A 15,094-nucleotide genomic window follows, 5' to 3' on the forward strand; every position below is an offset into this window, starting at 1 on the left:
TCAACCACTACAACACTCAACGCCCACACACCGCACTCGGCGGCCGACCACCCATCACCAGACTGCAACCAACCTCATGACCGGGTACAGCTAGAGCCGTTGGCCGCGCCTGCACCGTCGTGGTCATCGCCGGATCAAGCAAGGACTCCCCGCCGTCAGCCGTCGTACGGCGCCACACCACCCGCTCGGGGCTTTGGACCCTCATCGACCCGCCCCGCTCCTCCTGACCATCGGCCCGATCGCGGCGGACCTTTGTCCCTATCGCCGCCGACGCACTCAGGTTGATCGTTGGACAGATACGCGACCCCTGAGGAGTGGACCCATGCAGCAAGTCGGCGACAAGCCGCTGAGCGACGTCGAGCTGGACGACCTCGACGCCTATTGGCGGGCGGCCAACTTCTTGTCGGTAGGCCAGATCTATCTGCTCCGGAACGCTCTGCTGCGGGAGCCGTTGCGGGCGGAGGACGTGAAGCCCCGGTTGCTCGGTCACTGGGGTACGACGCCTGGACTGAACATGCTGTACGCGCACCTCAACCGGGTGATCCGGCAGCGGGACCTGAGCATGATGTACGTGATCGGTCCCGGCCATGGTGGGCCGGCGATCGCGGCGAACACATGGCTCGAGGGTAGTTACAGCGAGACCTACCCGGAGGTGCCGCGCGACGCCGCCGGCATGGAACGGCTGTTCCGCCAGTTCTCTTTCCCCGGCGGCATTCCCAGCCATGTCGCTCCGGAGCTGCCGGGTTCGATCCACGAAGGTGGAGAGCTCGGCTACTCGCTCAGCCACGCGTACGGCGCAGCACTCGACAACCCTGACCTGGTCGTCGCCTGTGTCATCGGTGACGGCGAGGCGGAGACCGGACCGCTGGCGGCCTCGTGGCACTCCAACAAGTTCCTCGATCCACGCACCGACGGCGCGGTCCTGCCGATCCTGCATCTGAACGGTTACAAGATCGCCAACCCGGCGATCCTCGCGCGGATCGGTGAGGACGAGCTCACCGACCTGCTGACGGGGTACGGCTACACGCCCTACTTGGTCGACGGTTCCGACCCCGAGGTCGTCCACCAGACCTTGGCCGCCACGCTCGACCACGTCCTCGACGAGATCAAGTCCATCCAGGGTGAGGCAAGAAGGGATCCGTCCGCGCCGCGACGATCGTGGCCGATGATCGTGTTGCGTACGCCGAAGGGATGGACCGGGCCGCGGGAGGTCGACGGCGTGCCGGTGGAAGGAACCTGGCGAGCCCACCAAGTCCCATTGTCCGGCGTACGGACGTCGCCGGAACACCTGAAGCTGCTCGAGACCTGGCTGCGAAGCTACCGGCCGCACGAGCTCTTCGACGAGGCCGGCCGGCCGGTTTCCCGCCTGTTGGAGCAGGTGCCGGGAGGCGACCGCCGAATGGGTTCCTCTCCTCATGCCAACGGCGGCATCCTGACCCGGGAGCTGGAGCTACCCGCACTGACGTCGTACGCCGTCGACGTACCGCAGCCCGGCAGTGTGCGGCACGAACCCACGCGAGTGCTGGGTACCTACCTGCGCGACGTGATGCGCGCCAATCTTGCCGAGAGCAACTTCCGGGTGTTCGGTCCGGACGAGACCGCATCCAACCGGCTGGACGCTTTGTACGACGTGACCGGCAAGGCGTGGAACGCCGAGGTCCTGGCGACCGACGAGCATTTGGCGGTCGACGGCCGGGTGATGGAGATTCTCAGCGAGCACACCTGCCAGGGGTGGCTGGAGGGCTACCTGCTGACCGGCCGGCACGGCTGGTTCTCGTGCTACGAGGCCTTCGTGCACCTGGTCGACTCGATGGTCAATCAGCACGCAAAGTGGCTGAAGGTGACCCGGGCCCTGCCCTGGCGGCGACCGGTCCCATCGCTCAACTATCTGCTCACATCGCACGTATGGCGGCAGGATCACAATGGCTTCTCGCATCAGGATCCCGGGTTCATCGACCACGTCGTGAACAAGAAAGCCGAAGTGATCCGCGTCTATCTGCCACCGGACACCAACACGTTGCTCTCGACCGCCCGGCATTGCCTGGCCAGCCGCGACTACATCAACGTGATCGTGGCCGGGAAGAACCCGCAGGAGGACTGGCTGGACCTCGAGTCCGCCGATCTGCACTGCGCCCGCGGTCTCGGGGCCTGGAGCTGGGCGAGCAACGACGACGGCGAGCCTGACGTCGTGATGGCCTGCGCCGGCGACGTCCCCACGCTGGAGACCCTGGCGGCGGTCAAGCTGCTCCGCGAACATCTTCCGTCGTTGAAGATCAGGGTGGTGAACGTTGTCGACCTGATGCGGTTGCAGCCGGCCTCCGAGCACCCACACGGACTGCCGGACGCCGAGTTCGACGCGCTCTTCGGGACGGACAAACCGATCATCTTCGCGTATCACGGCTATCCCTGGCTGATTCACCGGTTGACCTATCGACGGCACAGCCACGAGAACCTCCACGTGCGCGGCTACAAGGAGGAGGGCACCACCACGACGCCTTTCGACATGGTGGTCCGCAACGACCTCGACCGGTTCCACCTCGCCATGGACGTGATCGACCGCGTCCCTGGGCTGGCCCAGCGCGCCGTACATGTCCGGCAATGGCTGACCGATCAGCGGGCCCGGCACCATGCGTACATCCTCGAACACGGCGAGGACATGCCCGAGATCCGCGACTGGCGTTGGGCCAAGGAGGAGGGATGAACATCGTTGTGGGGTACGACGGTTCGCCCGCAAGCGAAGCCGCTGTGTGGTGGGCCGCCGACGAGGCCCGCCGGCGGCGATCCGGCGTCCGGCTGACCTACGCGTTGCCGCTGCCGCTGCTCAGCAGTCCGATGGGTGTCACCGCGCCGCTGCCGTCGGACGCCGTACGCCAGATGGCTCAGAAGCTGCTCGGCGAGGTCGCCGAGCAGATCCGGCAACGTCATCCGGCGTTGTCCGTGGACGCCGTAGTGAGCTTCGGCGGCGCGGCTGAGGTGTTGTTGCAGGAAGCAACCGAAGCGGTGCTGCTGGTGGTCGGGTCCCGGGGCCTGGGTGAGTTCCGTGACCTGGCGATGGGATCCGTATCGGGCCACGTTGCCACGCACGCGCCGTGTCCGGTCGTGGTCATCCCGCCCCGCTGGGAATCCGAGCGGGCCGCCGGACGCGTGGTGGTCGGTGTCGACGGGTCCGAACTGTCCCTGGATGCTGTTGAGTTCGCCTTCGAAGCCGCTCAGGCCCGCCAGATGCCGTTGACGGCGGTGCTGGCCTGGCACGACCCCGTGAGCGCCGGGCCGGATGATCCACTGCCGGTCGCCTACGCCCTTGACGCACTCGAGCAGCAGAGCGCCGCGCTGCTGGCCGAGTCGATCGCCGGCCATCGCGAGAAGTACCCGGATGTGCCCGTACAACAGGAACTCGTGCACGGCCGGCCGGACGACGTTCTGGTCGCTGCAGGGCGGGACGCGCAGCTGCTGGTGGTGGGTTCGCGCGGACGTGGCGCGTTCCGCGGGCTGTTGCTCGGCTCAACCAGTCAGGCACTCGTGCACCATGCGCCGTGCCCGGTCGCAGTCGTGCGCTGACAGAGAGGTCTGCCGCGTGAAATGCAGACTCCGGCCCCCAACCACGCCGCGGATCTCGCTCGCCGCCGAATCCCGGGACGAGAGGTGACTTGGGGACCGCGAACCGGTGGACCTTCGGCCCTGATCACGTCCTGCGCTGCATCCGTAGCGTCGAGAGTGAGAAGGGGGATCTGCCATGGAGCTCGCGATCCGGACCCGGCGGCTGACCAAGCGGTTCCGCCGCCACCTCGCCCTGAGCGAATTGAACCTGGATGTCCCGACCGGTGTGGTGTTCGGGTACCTCGGTCCCAACGGGGCCGGAAAGACCACGACGATCCGGCTGCTCGCCGGGTTGATCCGGCCGACGTCGGGCTCCGCGATCGTCTTCGGCTTCGACGCCGCCGATCAGTACGACGCCCTGCAACAGCGCATCGGCTACCTGCCTGGCGATTTCGTCGCCTACCCCGATCTCTCCGGGGCGCAGTACCTAGACTACTTCGCACACCTGCGAGGGGGCGTCGACCAGGCCGCAATCGACCGGCTGGCCAAGCGGTTCGAGCTCGACGTCGACGTCAAGATCGGCACGCTGTCGCACGGAAACCGGCAGAAGATCGGCATCATCCAGGCGTTCATGCACGAACCCGAGCTGCTGATCCTCGATGAACCGACCGCCGGCCTCGACCCGATCATGCAGCGTGAGTTCCTCGCCCTCCTGCGCGAGACCCGCGACTCCGGCCGGACTGTCTTCCTCTCCTCACACATCCTTGCCGAGGTCGAAGCGGTCGCCGACACCGTCGGTATCCTCCGCCGCGGCCAACTCGTGACCACCCAATCCGTCGAGGCGCTGAAGGCTCGGGCTCGCCGCCGGCTCGATCTCACCTTCGCCACCACTCCCCCGATCGACCGGATCCGCCAGGTTCCCGGCGTACAGGACGTCTCGTCCGACGGCCGTACCGCACATCTCGTGGTTGCCGGGTCGACGGCCGAGCTGGTCAAGGCCGTCGCACCGTACGAGGTCACCAACCTGATCAGCCACGAGGCCGATCTGGAATCCGTGTTCCTCGACTACTACGCGAGCCCGAGGTGATCGGCATGTTCCGCAACGTCTACCTGAAGTCCCTGTACGACGCCCGGCGCGGCCTATTCGGCTGGTCGGTCGCGATCGCTTTCCTCGTCATCCTCGAGTCGGCTCTCTGGCCGTCGATCCGGGACCTGAATCTCGAACAGGTCTACGCGTCGTTCCCGGAGGAGCTGAGGAAGTTCTTCGACCTCGAAGCAATGACGACCGGCGCGGGTTTCCTCAACGCCGAGCTGTTCACGCTCCTCCTGCCGTCACTCTTCCTGATCTACGGCATCGGTCGCGGTGCTCGCGCCCTGGCCGGCGAGGAAGAGCAGGGATCGCTGGAACTGCTCCTCGTCACCCCGGTGTCCGGCGCACGGATCGTCTTGGAGAAGGCACTCGCACTCGCGACCTCGCTGGCGATCCTCGGCCTCGTGCTGTTCAGCTCCACGCTCTGCGGAAGCGCGCTGTTCGACCTGGGCATCAGCGCGGGCTCGGCAGCCGGCGGCGCGCTTGCCATGACCTTGCTCGGCCTCGAGTTCGCGACCCTGGCCCTGGCGGCGGGCGCTGTCACAGGCCGTCGAGGGACCGCAATCGCGATCGGATCGGTCGCTGCCACCGCGGCGTACTTCCTCTACGCCGCGGGCCTGCTGCTCACGTCCGTTGAGTCGTGGCTTCCGTTCTCCCCGTTCTACCAGGCGTTCCACGACGGCCCGCTCGGCGCAGGCCTGACCTCGGGCCACGGCTGGCTCCTCGCCGGCGCCATTGCCCTGACAGCCGTCGCCCTCCCGGCTCTCGACGGCCGTGACATCGCCACAGCACACGGAAGGTAGGAACGATGTCGTCACTACCAATTGTCGTCGGATACGACCGCTCTCTGGCAAGTCAGGGGGCTCTGCAATGGGCCACCACCGAGGCAGTTCGGCTCGAGGCACCACTGCGGATCGTCGAGGCGTTCGAGATCGTCGTGTTCACCCAGCCGTCGCCCGGCAAGGTCGTGCCGCTCGCCGGACTGCGCAGTGCCCGGGAGCGTGGCCTCAGCGCACTTGCGGACGGCATCCGTCACCTGAATCCGGACATGAAGGTCGAGACACTGCTCGTCGAGGGCGGACCAGCCGAAGCTCTGCTCGAGGAGGCCGAGCATGCCCGGCTCCTCGTGCTGGGATCGCGCGGACTCGGCGGCTGGACCGGTCTGGTCCTCGGATCGGTCGCCGTACAGGTGACGACACACGCGCGCTGCCCGGTCGTCGTGATCCCACCTGAGCTGCGCGCACGGAGGCACGAAGTGCCGACGGTCGTGGTCGGCGTGGACGGCTCGAAGGCCTCGGCCAAGGCGATCGACTTCGCCTTCGACCACGCCGAAGCGCTGCACGCCCAGGTGCTCGCCGTCCACGCCTGGTCGAGCCCGTTCCGCACGTACGAAGACGACGGGCGATCAATGCTGCAGTTCGACGAGGCAGAGGTGATGGAGTCCGCCCGGGTACTGGTGGCCGAGGCCGTCGCCGGCGCCGCCGCTGATCATCCGGACGTCACATGGAACATGCAGTTGGCCGGCGGTCACCCGGCGCGTGCCATCCTGCACGCCGCCGAATCCGCTGAGCTGGTCGTCGTCGGGTTCCGGGGCCGCGACGGATTCACCGGTCTGCTGCTCGGCTCGGTCAGTCAGACCGTGCTCCACCACGCACACCGCCCCACCGCGATCGTCCGCTGACACGTCCGCCGGTGATCCCAGAGAGAAGATTTTCGATCTCCAGGAAGGTACTAGTGGCCCACGCCACCAAGTTCGACGGCCGTCCTCGGGCCACCTCGCAGAACCGTTGCCCAACAACGCTCCAGGTCCGGTCTCGGCGGTCGCTGGCGCCAGCTGTCGCGGTACGGGTTGCGGTCGCCTCCCAGCCTCTAGGTCCAGCAACTGTCAGGGGAACGGGGCACGAGTGAGCTATTGGGCGAACATCGTTCAGGTACAGGGACCCGTCCGGAACTCGGCGAGTGGGATGGTCAGTCCGCCGTCGGCTCGATCTCCGGGATCGGCTTCCAGTCCTTTGCCTACGTGAACCTGGCCGAACTGCAACTTCTTCAACCCAGCCAGCGTAAATGTCGCGTAGCCGGCTCGTGGTGATCCTGTGTTGCTCCAGGCGTGGAGCGAGTATTCGGTGTCAGCTCGGAGGGGCCTGCGTTCGCCCTGGAGTTGCCAGCCGCTGCCAGACAGTGGAACTTGCACGAATCCTGACGCCGATGGGCTGACGACCCAGGTCGCCACTGGGCTTACGATCGGCGACTGATCCGGATCCACCGAAGGGGTCTCGCTGTAGATCGTGACACCGTCGACGTGCTCGCAGATCTGCATCACCGCGACAGGTCGCCCTGCTGCGTCGACCGTCAGGCCCATGAATCCGTTGACCGGAGGCTCGCAAGCGACCAGGAGGCCAGCAGCACAGAACAACAGGGCAGCCGCGAACGCGCGCCCACCCCTCGATGCCATGTCGGCACGCTAGCGAACTGCGTTCAGAAGTGATCGGGGCCGTTAGGACCTTGGCGTGGGACTGTTATGCCGCCGCTACGTTCTGGCCGTCTTCGGCATCGAGGTCGCCGACCTCCGGGTGAACCGCGGCGAGGTCGTCGCACAAGCCGGTGCGGACGGGTGAGTGGCAGGTCGACCTGCGGATCGCGGCCGTCAGCCACCGCCGACGTCGAACTGCACGCGCATCGTGGTCGCGACACAGCAACTGACCCGGTCGGGGTGGGTCCGGCCGGGTCAGTCTTCGTGAGCTTCAGTCGGTCTGCTCGATCGTGATCGAGCGCGCCTCCTGGGGCTTCGCCGAGATCGGCACGGTCACCTCGAGGATGCCCGCGGTGTACCTCGCCGCGACCGAGCCCTCATCGGCTCCTTCCGGCAGCATGACCCGGCGGGTCAGCGAACCGTAGTGGAACTCCGAGTGACCTCCGTCGTGCTCCTGCTGTTGACGAGTGGCCGCGATGGTGAGCATGCCGTTCGCGACCTCGACCTTGATGTCCTTCTCCGGGTCCATGCCGGGCAACTCCGCCCGTACGACGTACTTGCCTTCGTCGCTGAACGCCTCGATCCGGACACCGCGCAATGTCGCCGGCAAGGCGAACATGTTCGGCAGACCCTCGGCCCAGTCGAACAGATCCGCGAACTGGCGCCAGTTGTCCCGGTGCTGCAACGTCGTCATGGGATCTCCTTTCTGTCGTCCCCGTCCTCACTTCCACCACACCTCGGTGGGAAGCTCTGTCACAGGGGCCTACGGACCGCCTGAAATGGACCTTCGACCCAGTGCGAACGGTCACTTCACAGCGGGTGCTGATGGACGATCGCGACCGGGCGGTCAGCGTGCTGAAGAGTCCCTCGGACCGTCGAGCCGAGCAGAGCTGCCATCACTCGACGATGGCTGCGGCCTCCGACGACCAGCAGTTGCGCCTGTGCCTCATCGGCCGCATCGATCAGCTCGGCAACCCGGTGACCTTGCCTCAGCTCGGTCTCGAACGCGATGCCGGGGAATCTCGTTCGGCACTGCTGGACAATGGTGCCCAACCGGTCGTTGTGATACTGGCGCGCGAGGTTGAGTGCTCCTGCTGTCGACGCGGGATCTCCGGTGAAGACGGTAGGGACCGCCCAGCTGTGGACCAGCCGGATGGCGGCCCCCCGTTCCGCGGCCAGGCCGGCGGCGAAGGCCACCGCCGCTTCGCATCGCTCGATCTCGTCCACGCCGACCACGATCGGCGCGGTCTGCTCGCCCGGACTCCATTTCGGCGGTACGACGACTACCGCCGTACCCGACTCGGATACCACGGCCTCTGCCGTAGAGCCGATGAGCAGCCGGCCGATGACGCCTCGGCCGTGCCGCCCGACGACGAGCATCCGATCGTCGGCGGTGCGTCGCCCGAGCGTGTGTGCCGGTGGACCGGAGAGGACCACGCCCGTGTGCAGCCCGACATCATCATGGCGGTCGAGATACTCGCGGACGTCGGCCACCAGGTACCTGGCTTTCTCCACGGCTGCCCGCGTGTTCAACGGTGGCCTGCTGTCGACAACGTGCAGGACGCGAACCGGGGCCGCGCTCAACCTCGACTCATCGAGAGCCCAATCGACGGCCCCATTGTCGGCCCAAGTGCCGTCGACACCGACCGCGATGGCAAGCCGCTCTTTCATGACTCGGCCTGGTGCAACAGTCCGATGACGTTGCCATCGGGGTCGCTGAACATCGCGAACTGGCCGACACCGCCCTCTGCGGGCGGAACCAGCGAGTACTCCGGCCCTTCCGGCTGCAACCGCCACCCGAACAGTTCGCCGTAGAGCGACGCCATCCGCCCGAGATCACGTCCACCGATCTCGAAATGAATCACCGGACTCGTCATCGCCGACACCTCCCACTGCAGCGCTGCTGTGTACCTTCACCTCCACCGAACGCCGGGCAGGCCCTCCAGCACAGAGGCCAAGTCCTCGCAGCGCACCCCAAAGGTCCTCGACCGCGCGCGAGCCCTACAGTGAGTCCCCGATGGAGTCGCTAGCGCGAGCCGCCGAACTCTTCGGCCCGGGCTGATGACACTGGGTCGATCGCGGGCGCGCTGGAGCCGCCCATGTCCGCCTGCCGGATCAAGCCGGAGACCAACTCCTCGGCAAGGACGATCGTCTGCTCGAGGGTCCGCAGACCGGCGTCCAGCCGGCCGGCCTGCAGCGCCCACTGGGCTGCGGCCATGCCCTGCACGAGCGAGTCGTTGATCTCGATCGCCTCGCGGTACAACAGCGCCGCAGCCTCCAGCCGCCGCTTCTCCGAGTCGGCTCGGCGAAGCCGGTCCGATGCATCCCCGATCAGACCGCCCAGCAAGAGCAACGGCAGGATGCGCGACGCCCAGCCCATGGCGCTGAGAGACACGTCATCAACCACAACCCAGATCACGATGAGGGCCACGGCGACCAACCCCCCGGCCAAGCCTGCCCGCATCCCAAAGGTGATGGCGACCAAGGCGACGGGCAGGACCAAGAGCAGGGTATATGGGTCGTCTGGTCCCCCTGCAGACAGGCGAAGCGACAGCACCAAGGCGTAGAGCAAGCCAGCGATCCCGAACGCAACGACCGGGCGCTGCCTGAACCACGGCTCACGCGACGTTCCGACCAGCTGGCCGATGGAGGACACCGTCATGCAACCCAGCCTGCGCCGAACCGATCACCGACCACAGGGGCACAAAGTCCCGTCCTCTCCGTAAAGGTCCCCGCGGTCCGCACGGTCGACGGAGATCATTCGGCCCGGCGAAGGCCGTTGGGCGTCACGAGGGCGTGGCCCGGTTCGGACTGCCCGTTCGTCCGTTTCCACCATCGCGATCCGGAACTGGTGGTCGGAGTCTGCCGCGAACACGGTGGTGGCCCCGAATCCATCGGCCTATTCGCGATCGCCGGCTTGGACTACGTGTCCTCACCGTTCCGCATCCGGTAGGCCGCCTCGAAGCCATCTGGGGCGCGGGTTCGAGTCCCGCCCCGCCCTACCCGGCAAACCCGCAGGTTACGAACCTGCGGGTACGACGTCAGTCGGCACACTGCCTGGCGTCATGGCATGCGTTCAGTAGGGGATTCGCCTCGGTGAGTTGTCCGGGTGCAGCCGAGGAGGGAGGTCCAGTCTCGGAGGCGGCGGAGGGCGAGGGTTAGGTCTCGGTGGAAGGCGAGGGGGTCTGAGGGGGCGGCGTCTTCTTGGTAGCAGGCTTCCCAGAAGGTGCGGAGGGCAGAGAGTTCTTCGACTACGGCGCCGTGTTGGGGCCAGCAGGGCGGGATGACTTTGTGATCGAGGCTGTAGCGGGTGGTGGCCCAGGTGACCCAGTCGCCGAGGCGTTCTAGTTCTTCGTGGGTGCTGGTGGGGTCTAGGTCTCGCCAGCAGATGACGTACGGACCGGTGCCGGCGGTGAGGGCGAGTGCTCTGGCGAGCTCGTCGTCTGGGTTCATCGGCGTCGGGTTGCTTGGTCGATGCTGTGGCGGATGTGGTCGGCGTCTGCGCGGTCGGTCCAGGGCGTCATCTTGAGGAGGATGGGTGGAGCGGTGCGGGCGAGGAGAACGCCGGTGCCGAACGGAAGAGTGCGGATGACATCGGGTGGAAGGATCGGGATTCGGCGGGTGCTGGTGGAGATGGTGCGGCCGCCGTCTGAGCCTCGGCTCCAGTTGCGGATCTCTTCGTCGCGTTCGCCGCAGACGGCAGCGAGGTCTTGGAGGTCGCGGGGTTGGGCGGATCCGCCGAGGATGAGGCGAAGCGTCGCTGCGTCCCACATGGCGGCTGCGGCTTGTTCGCCCCAGCGTTCGCGGGCTTGGGCTAGGGATTGGATGACGACGAGGGTGGAGATGCCGGAGCCGCCGCCGTCGGCCATGAGTGATGGCAGGGACGGTACGGCGCAGAGGTTGGCGATCTCGTCGAGGACTAGGGCGAGTGGTGGTTCGAGGCGTCCGCCGGGGTTGTGGGCGGCGAGTTGCCGGGCGGATTCGGTGATGTCTTCCAACAAAGCTGCGATGAAGGCTGAGGTTGCGCTGGCTCCGGCACCGGTGCCGAGTAGGTAGATGGTTCCACGTTCTCGGATGAAGCTGGCTGGGTCGAGTCCTTCGCCGGGTGGTGGGTCGAAGGATCTGCGTACGGCTGGGTCGGCGAGGGCGGACAGGGCTGAGCGGACGCCTGCCCAGATGGCGTCGCGGGTGCGGCCGTCCATGCGGACGATGCCGTCGAGGGTGTCGCCCCAGCCTTCGGCGGCCTGGTCGGAGCGGTTGAGGATGGTGACGGCTTCGATGGCCGAGGCTGGTTCGAGGCCCCAGCGGTAGAGCTGGGCGATGCCGGTATCGTCGATGGCGGCGGCGTGGAGCAGTCCTCGCAGTGCCATCTCGGTTTGGCCGTGCCAGAAGGCTCCGTCGCTGACGCCGCCCTTGGCGAAGCCGGCGCCGGCGGCTAGTCCGCTGGCGCGGACCATCGCTGTGGTGGGGTTCTCGCAGCCGCGTACTGGTGACCAGCGGATGCCTTCGACTCGGCCGAGTCCTTGCGGGTCGAAGATGGCGACTGGTCCGGTTGCTCGTCGCGATTCGAGGGTGGCGGCGAGGTTGTCGGGTCGGGTTGATGTTGTGACCACGGCGCCGGGTGCGTCGATGATCGAGCTGATGATTTGGTGGAGGCCTTTGCCGGATCGTGGGGGTCCGACGACGATGACCGAGTCCTCGACGGAGGCCCAGCATTCCCGGCCGCGGGAGCGACCAAGGCACGTTCCGACATCCGCCGGTGAGTTGCTCGGTGCGAGTGGACGCGCTGTGCGTCCGCGCCGTACGACCTGTCGCCGGCCGACGGCGGCCTCAACGTCGCCCGCTGACGCGAGTCCCGGCCGGGCAGCGAGCGCCTTCGCACGGTTTGTGGATGTTGCTCGCCTGCCATGCCAGAGCTTCATCACCAGGTAGCCGCCGGCGATTGGTACGACCAGCAGGATCGCTACAACGAGCCAGTAGGTCACCGGGGAGATCTGTGCCGAGGTCAGGCCGAAGGCAACCGCCGGATCGGCGGGGTGCATCGGGACCCGCAGCGCGTCAATCCATGGGGATGTGACCCAATGCTGCGTGGTGACCATGCTGGCCAGACCGCCGGCCAGGTGCAGCACCCCGGCACATGCGAGGAGTACTCCCCCGGCGATGAAGATCGTGTCGGTGAGGTCGCGGGGAGTTTGTTGGTTCATCGGCGCTACATCCTGGCGTCGGTGTCGAAGAGTTCGACCTCGCGGGCGTGGCGGACCAGTTGTACGACGAACGATCGGTTGGGCAGCCGCCACAGCGCTCGGCCCTTGGGGAGCTTGGCTATGGTCGCGATCTCCACGTCGGTGAGGCCGAGCAGGCTGGCCGTTCGCTCGAGTTGGTCGGGTTCTTGGCGGAGCATGATCCTGGTCGAGCAGTCGGCGAGAAGCCCTTCAGCCAGTGCTCGTGCCTCGGATCCGAGGTCGCCGACGGCGGCCAGGTCGGAAAGGCGGTGGACGATGAGGACATTGGAGACGCCCCAGGTGCGCGACAACTTCCACTGTTCCTGCATGCGGCGCAGCAGCGCCGGGTCGCGCATGACGCGCCATCCCTCGTCGTACACGATGTAGCGATTGCCGCCGACGGGATCAGCGACCGCTGCCTCGAGCCACGACGACGCGCACGCCAAGGTCAGGCGAAGTGCTTGGTCGTTGCCGCCACTGCCTAACCAGGACGAGTCCAGCGTCACCATCGGCAACGTCGGATCGAACCCGGTCGTCGATGGCCCGTCGAACATCCCCGACAGATCCCCGTGAACCAGTCGACGGATCGCGTGCGCGACTTCGCGTCCATCCCCTGTCAGGCTTGCGGTCGTCAAGCCGGCACGTTCAGCGCGCACAGAGTCGGGCGTGAACAAAGCCACCACAACATCCGGGACGGTCGGCGACGCGACCTGACCTGAGACGGTCTCCAGGGCCAGGTCGAGGGCGGTGTGTTCGATCGCGGCCAGTGGTCGTCCGAGAGTCGATTCGGCCAGGGTGCCGAGCAGGGCGCGGCGGCGTGACCAGACGATCCGATTCCACTCCTCGGCGTCGATCGTGGCGGGCCTCCGGCCGGCGTCGAGTGGGTTGAGTCGTGTCGGAAGTCCTGGGCCGAGTTTGATGACCGCGCCGCCCATCGCTGTCGCGACTGGTGTCCATTCACCTTTGGGGTCGCAGGGGACGTAGGCCTTGTGGCCGAGGGCAACAGATCGGGTGATCAGTGCCTTGGCTGTGGACGATTTGCCGCTGCCGATGACGCCGGCCAACAGGATATTGGGATTGGTGATGGCTCGTCCCTGGTAGAGCACCCAGGGGTCGTAGACGAACGATCCACCACTGAAGACGTCGGAGCCGATGTAGGTTCCATCGGCTCCGAGTCCGCCCTCGGCCAGGAATGGATAGGCGACCCGAAGCACGCGGATGGTCGCTCGGTGTCGGTCGACCATCAGCCGCGAACCTTGGCCGAGGTTCAGCCCGTTCGTCCCGGCCACCTCCGCTGCGCCTGCCTTGGGTGTGCGTTGGGAGGCGTAGGACGCTCGGCGGTTGGCGCGACGAGTCGCACGGTCCGCGCCCTGTGGCTCGAAGTAAGCAGACCTGGCCATCAGAGTCCGATCCCGAAGGGCAGGGCTGCGGCCATGAACCCTTCCATCTGCTGGCCGACCAGGCGGCGCAGGTCGAGGAGAGCTTGCGTGGCGGCGATCTCGATCTCCATACAGGCGTCATCGAGCGCTTCCTCGTTGTCGGCCGAGACCACGACAAGGCCGAGCCAGCGAACGTCGCCGTGCCCTGCCGCAAGATCCCGCTCACGCTGGGCCACGTCGGCGTCGAGCTGGCGATCCTCTTCAGTCTCCAACTGACCGATCTTGGAGCGTGTCGCTCGGTCAGTGACCCGCTCCACCTGGTGCCGTCGAGCGTCTCGCAACGCTTTGGCCATCGGAATGGGCTGCAGCACGAGGGTGAAGGTCCGCCGGATCCCTGGCTTCAGCAGGAGTGGGCTCAGGAAGGTCGGCGTGGTCTGGATCCGCGGCCATTCGGTGATGGCGTAGACGCGATGCAGTGAGGAGTCGGTCTGCAGGTGGTCCCAGCTCGCGTCGACTCCGAGTGGGCCGGCGTCGGCTGCATCCAGCGGCTCGTTGGTCGGGATTGTCCGTGTCGCGGCCGGGTCGAACGCAACCCGCAGACTCATGGCCAGCTCGCCGGCGCTCAGCCAGCAGCCGGCGACTCCTGCGGCGGCGAGGGAGGTTTGGAAGGCTCGCGCTTCGGACTCGAGCACCGCTGTGGCACCGGTGATCCCGCCTCCGTGCTTGCGGATCTCTCGCGAGACAGCGTCGAGGTTCACGGAGAAACTGAACAGGGTCTCGTGCCTCGCCGCAGCCGGTGCGGCCCGCTCCAACAGATCTGTGTAGATCGCGCCGGCGGGTGTGTGGGGATCGACGTTGCGCGTGCGTGCCCACTCCCCCAGCTCGTCGCCGGGATCTGGAAGCGTGCGTTCGAGGATCTGGGCTCGGGCAATCCGGTTGCCTTGGCACAGCCCGGCGATCAGGCGCCCGTACGCCGCAACACGACGGTCCTGCTCGTCGGTGTTCTGCAGCAGATGCGCAGGGCCTTCGATCTTGGCCACCGCGACGAGGCGACGGCGTCGCTTGTCGTGGACGACACCAATGCCGGAGCCAGCGGTCAAGATCCGCAACGCCGTCCCTTCACCGGGAAGGGTCAGCTGCCCATGCCGGCGTGGCTCCATCACTTTGGATCGGAACGCGTGCTGGCCCCGCAGCGCGCGCAGTACATGAACGCCACGAAGGACGAGCCAGCGATACAGCGGCAGGTCCTGCGCCCGAGCGAACGCCACAGCGACGCACACGCCCGCGGATGTGAGGCCGATTGAACCACCCCGGGTTTGATGCACACCTCCTTCGTTGGGAAGGTGGCAGTCATGCCGAGCAAGTACGACGAGCAGACCCGGGCCAAGGCGGTTCG

13 protein-coding genes are annotated in these 15,094 nt (G+C 66.9%); 5 read left to right on the top strand and 8 right to left on the bottom strand.

Features of this window, described 5'->3' with window-relative positions:
* Positions 1–322 precede the first annotated feature (322 nt).
* The 5 genes from AB0I34_RS43375 (at position 323) to AB0I34_RS43395 (ending at position 6,308) form a co-directional block, all read left to right on the top strand.
* On the top strand, positions 323–2,701 hold the full coding sequence (locus AB0I34_RS43375; RefSeq protein WP_360458341.1) for a phosphoketolase family protein: 2,379 nt from the start codon (positions 323–325) through the stop codon (positions 2,699–2,701).
* A complete protein-coding gene (locus tag AB0I34_RS43380; protein ID WP_360458344.1) occupies positions 2,698–3,558 on the top strand; it encodes a universal stress protein in 861 nt (286 codons plus the stop codon). The genes AB0I34_RS43375 and AB0I34_RS43380 overlap by 4 nt, the downstream gene beginning before the upstream one ends.
* A 175-nt stretch (positions 3,559–3,733) precedes the next feature.
* A complete protein-coding gene (locus tag AB0I34_RS43385; protein ID WP_360458347.1) occupies positions 3,734–4,624 on the top strand; it encodes an ABC transporter ATP-binding protein in 891 nt (296 codons plus the stop codon).
* Between the two features lie 5 nt (positions 4,625–4,629).
* Complete coding sequence (locus AB0I34_RS43390; protein ID WP_360458350.1) at positions 4,630–5,430, top strand: ABC transporter permease subunit; 801 nt, start codon at positions 4,630–4,632, stop codon at positions 5,428–5,430.
* A gap of 5 nt (positions 5,431–5,435) precedes the next feature.
* Entirely contained in the window at positions 5,436–6,308 is an 873-nt protein-coding gene (locus AB0I34_RS43395; RefSeq protein ID WP_360458352.1) for a universal stress protein, read from the top strand.
* A 246-nt stretch (positions 6,309–6,554) separates the two neighbouring features.
* On the opposite strand, the gene AB0I34_RS43400 is transcribed toward AB0I34_RS43395, so the two are convergent.
* The 8 genes from AB0I34_RS43400 to AB0I34_RS43435 all read right to left on the bottom strand — a co-directional run.
* Positions 6,555–7,079, bottom strand: coding sequence for a hypothetical protein (locus AB0I34_RS43400; protein ID WP_360458355.1), 525 nt, complete (start codon positions 7,077–7,079; stop codon positions 6,555–6,557).
* Positions 7,080–7,368: 289 nt separating this feature from the next.
* Entirely contained in the window at positions 7,369–7,791 is a 423-nt protein-coding gene (locus AB0I34_RS43405) for an Hsp20/alpha crystallin family protein (RefSeq protein ID WP_360458358.1), read from the bottom strand.
* Positions 7,792–7,907: 116 nt separating this feature from the next.
* Complete coding sequence (locus tag AB0I34_RS43410; protein WP_360458361.1) at positions 7,908–8,768, bottom strand: universal stress protein; 861 nt, start codon at positions 8,766–8,768, stop codon at positions 7,908–7,910.
* Entirely contained in the window at positions 8,765–8,974 is a 210-nt protein-coding gene (locus AB0I34_RS43415) for a hypothetical protein (protein ID WP_360458364.1), read from the bottom strand. The genes AB0I34_RS43410 and AB0I34_RS43415 overlap by 4 nt, the downstream gene beginning before the upstream one ends.
* Positions 8,975–9,123: 149 nt before the next feature.
* On the bottom strand, positions 9,124–9,759 hold the full coding sequence (locus AB0I34_RS43420) for a hypothetical protein (RefSeq protein ID WP_360458367.1): 636 nt from the start codon (positions 9,757–9,759) through the stop codon (positions 9,124–9,126).
* A 787-nt stretch (positions 9,760–10,546) separates the two neighbouring features.
* A complete protein-coding gene (locus AB0I34_RS43425) occupies positions 10,547–12,301 on the bottom strand; it encodes a TraM recognition domain-containing protein (protein ID WP_360458370.1) in 1,755 nt (584 codons plus the stop codon).
* A 5-nt stretch (positions 12,302–12,306) separates the two neighbouring features.
* Entirely contained in the window at positions 12,307–13,719 is a 1,413-nt protein-coding gene (locus tag AB0I34_RS43430; RefSeq protein WP_360458373.1) for an ATP-binding protein, read from the bottom strand.
* The coding region (locus AB0I34_RS43435) for an SCO6880 family protein (protein ID WP_360458375.1) at positions 13,719–15,094 on the bottom strand (1,376 nt) is incomplete at its 5' end. The genes AB0I34_RS43435 and AB0I34_RS43430, both read right to left, overlap by 1 nt.

It is taken from the genome of Kribbella sp. NPDC050281, from assembly GCF_040655855.1.
Taxonomy (GTDB): domain Bacteria; phylum Actinomycetota; class Actinomycetes; order Propionibacteriales; family Kribbellaceae; genus Kribbella.

Coding starts and splice junctions, on each gene's coding strand:
- AB0I34_RS43375 (WP_360458341.1), top strand. CDS start 323: ATGCAGCAAGTCGGCGACAAGCCGCTGAGCGACGTCGAGCTGGACGAC.
- AB0I34_RS43380 (WP_360458344.1), top strand. CDS start 2,698: ATGAACATCGTTGTGGGGTACGACGGTTCGCCCGCAAGCGAAGCCGCT.
- AB0I34_RS43385 (WP_360458347.1), top strand. CDS start 3,734: ATGGAGCTCGCGATCCGGACCCGGCGGCTGACCAAGCGGTTCCGCCGC.
- AB0I34_RS43390 (WP_360458350.1), top strand. CDS start 4,630: ATGTTCCGCAACGTCTACCTGAAGTCCCTGTACGACGCCCGGCGCGGC.
- AB0I34_RS43395 (WP_360458352.1), top strand. CDS start 5,436: ATGTCGTCACTACCAATTGTCGTCGGATACGACCGCTCTCTGGCAAGT.
- AB0I34_RS43400 (WP_360458355.1), bottom strand. CDS start 7,079: ATGGCATCGAGGGGTGGGCGCGCGTTCGCGGCTGCCCTGTTGTTCTGT.
- AB0I34_RS43405 (WP_360458358.1), bottom strand. CDS start 7,791: ATGACGACGTTGCAGCACCGGGACAACTGGCGCCAGTTCGCGGATCTG.
- AB0I34_RS43410 (WP_360458361.1), bottom strand. CDS start 8,768: ATGAAAGAGCGGCTTGCCATCGCGGTCGGTGTCGACGGCACTTGGGCC.
- AB0I34_RS43415 (WP_360458364.1), bottom strand. CDS start 8,974: ATGACGAGTCCGGTGATTCATTTCGAGATCGGTGGACGTGATCTCGGG.
- AB0I34_RS43420 (WP_360458367.1), bottom strand. CDS start 9,759: ATGACGGTGTCCTCCATCGGCCAGCTGGTCGGAACGTCGCGTGAGCCG.
- AB0I34_RS43425 (WP_360458370.1), bottom strand. CDS start 12,301: ATGAACCAACAAACTCCCCGCGACCTCACCGACACGATCTTCATCGCC.
- AB0I34_RS43430 (WP_360458373.1), bottom strand. CDS start 13,719: ATGGCCAGGTCTGCTTACTTCGAGCCACAGGGCGCGGACCGTGCGACT.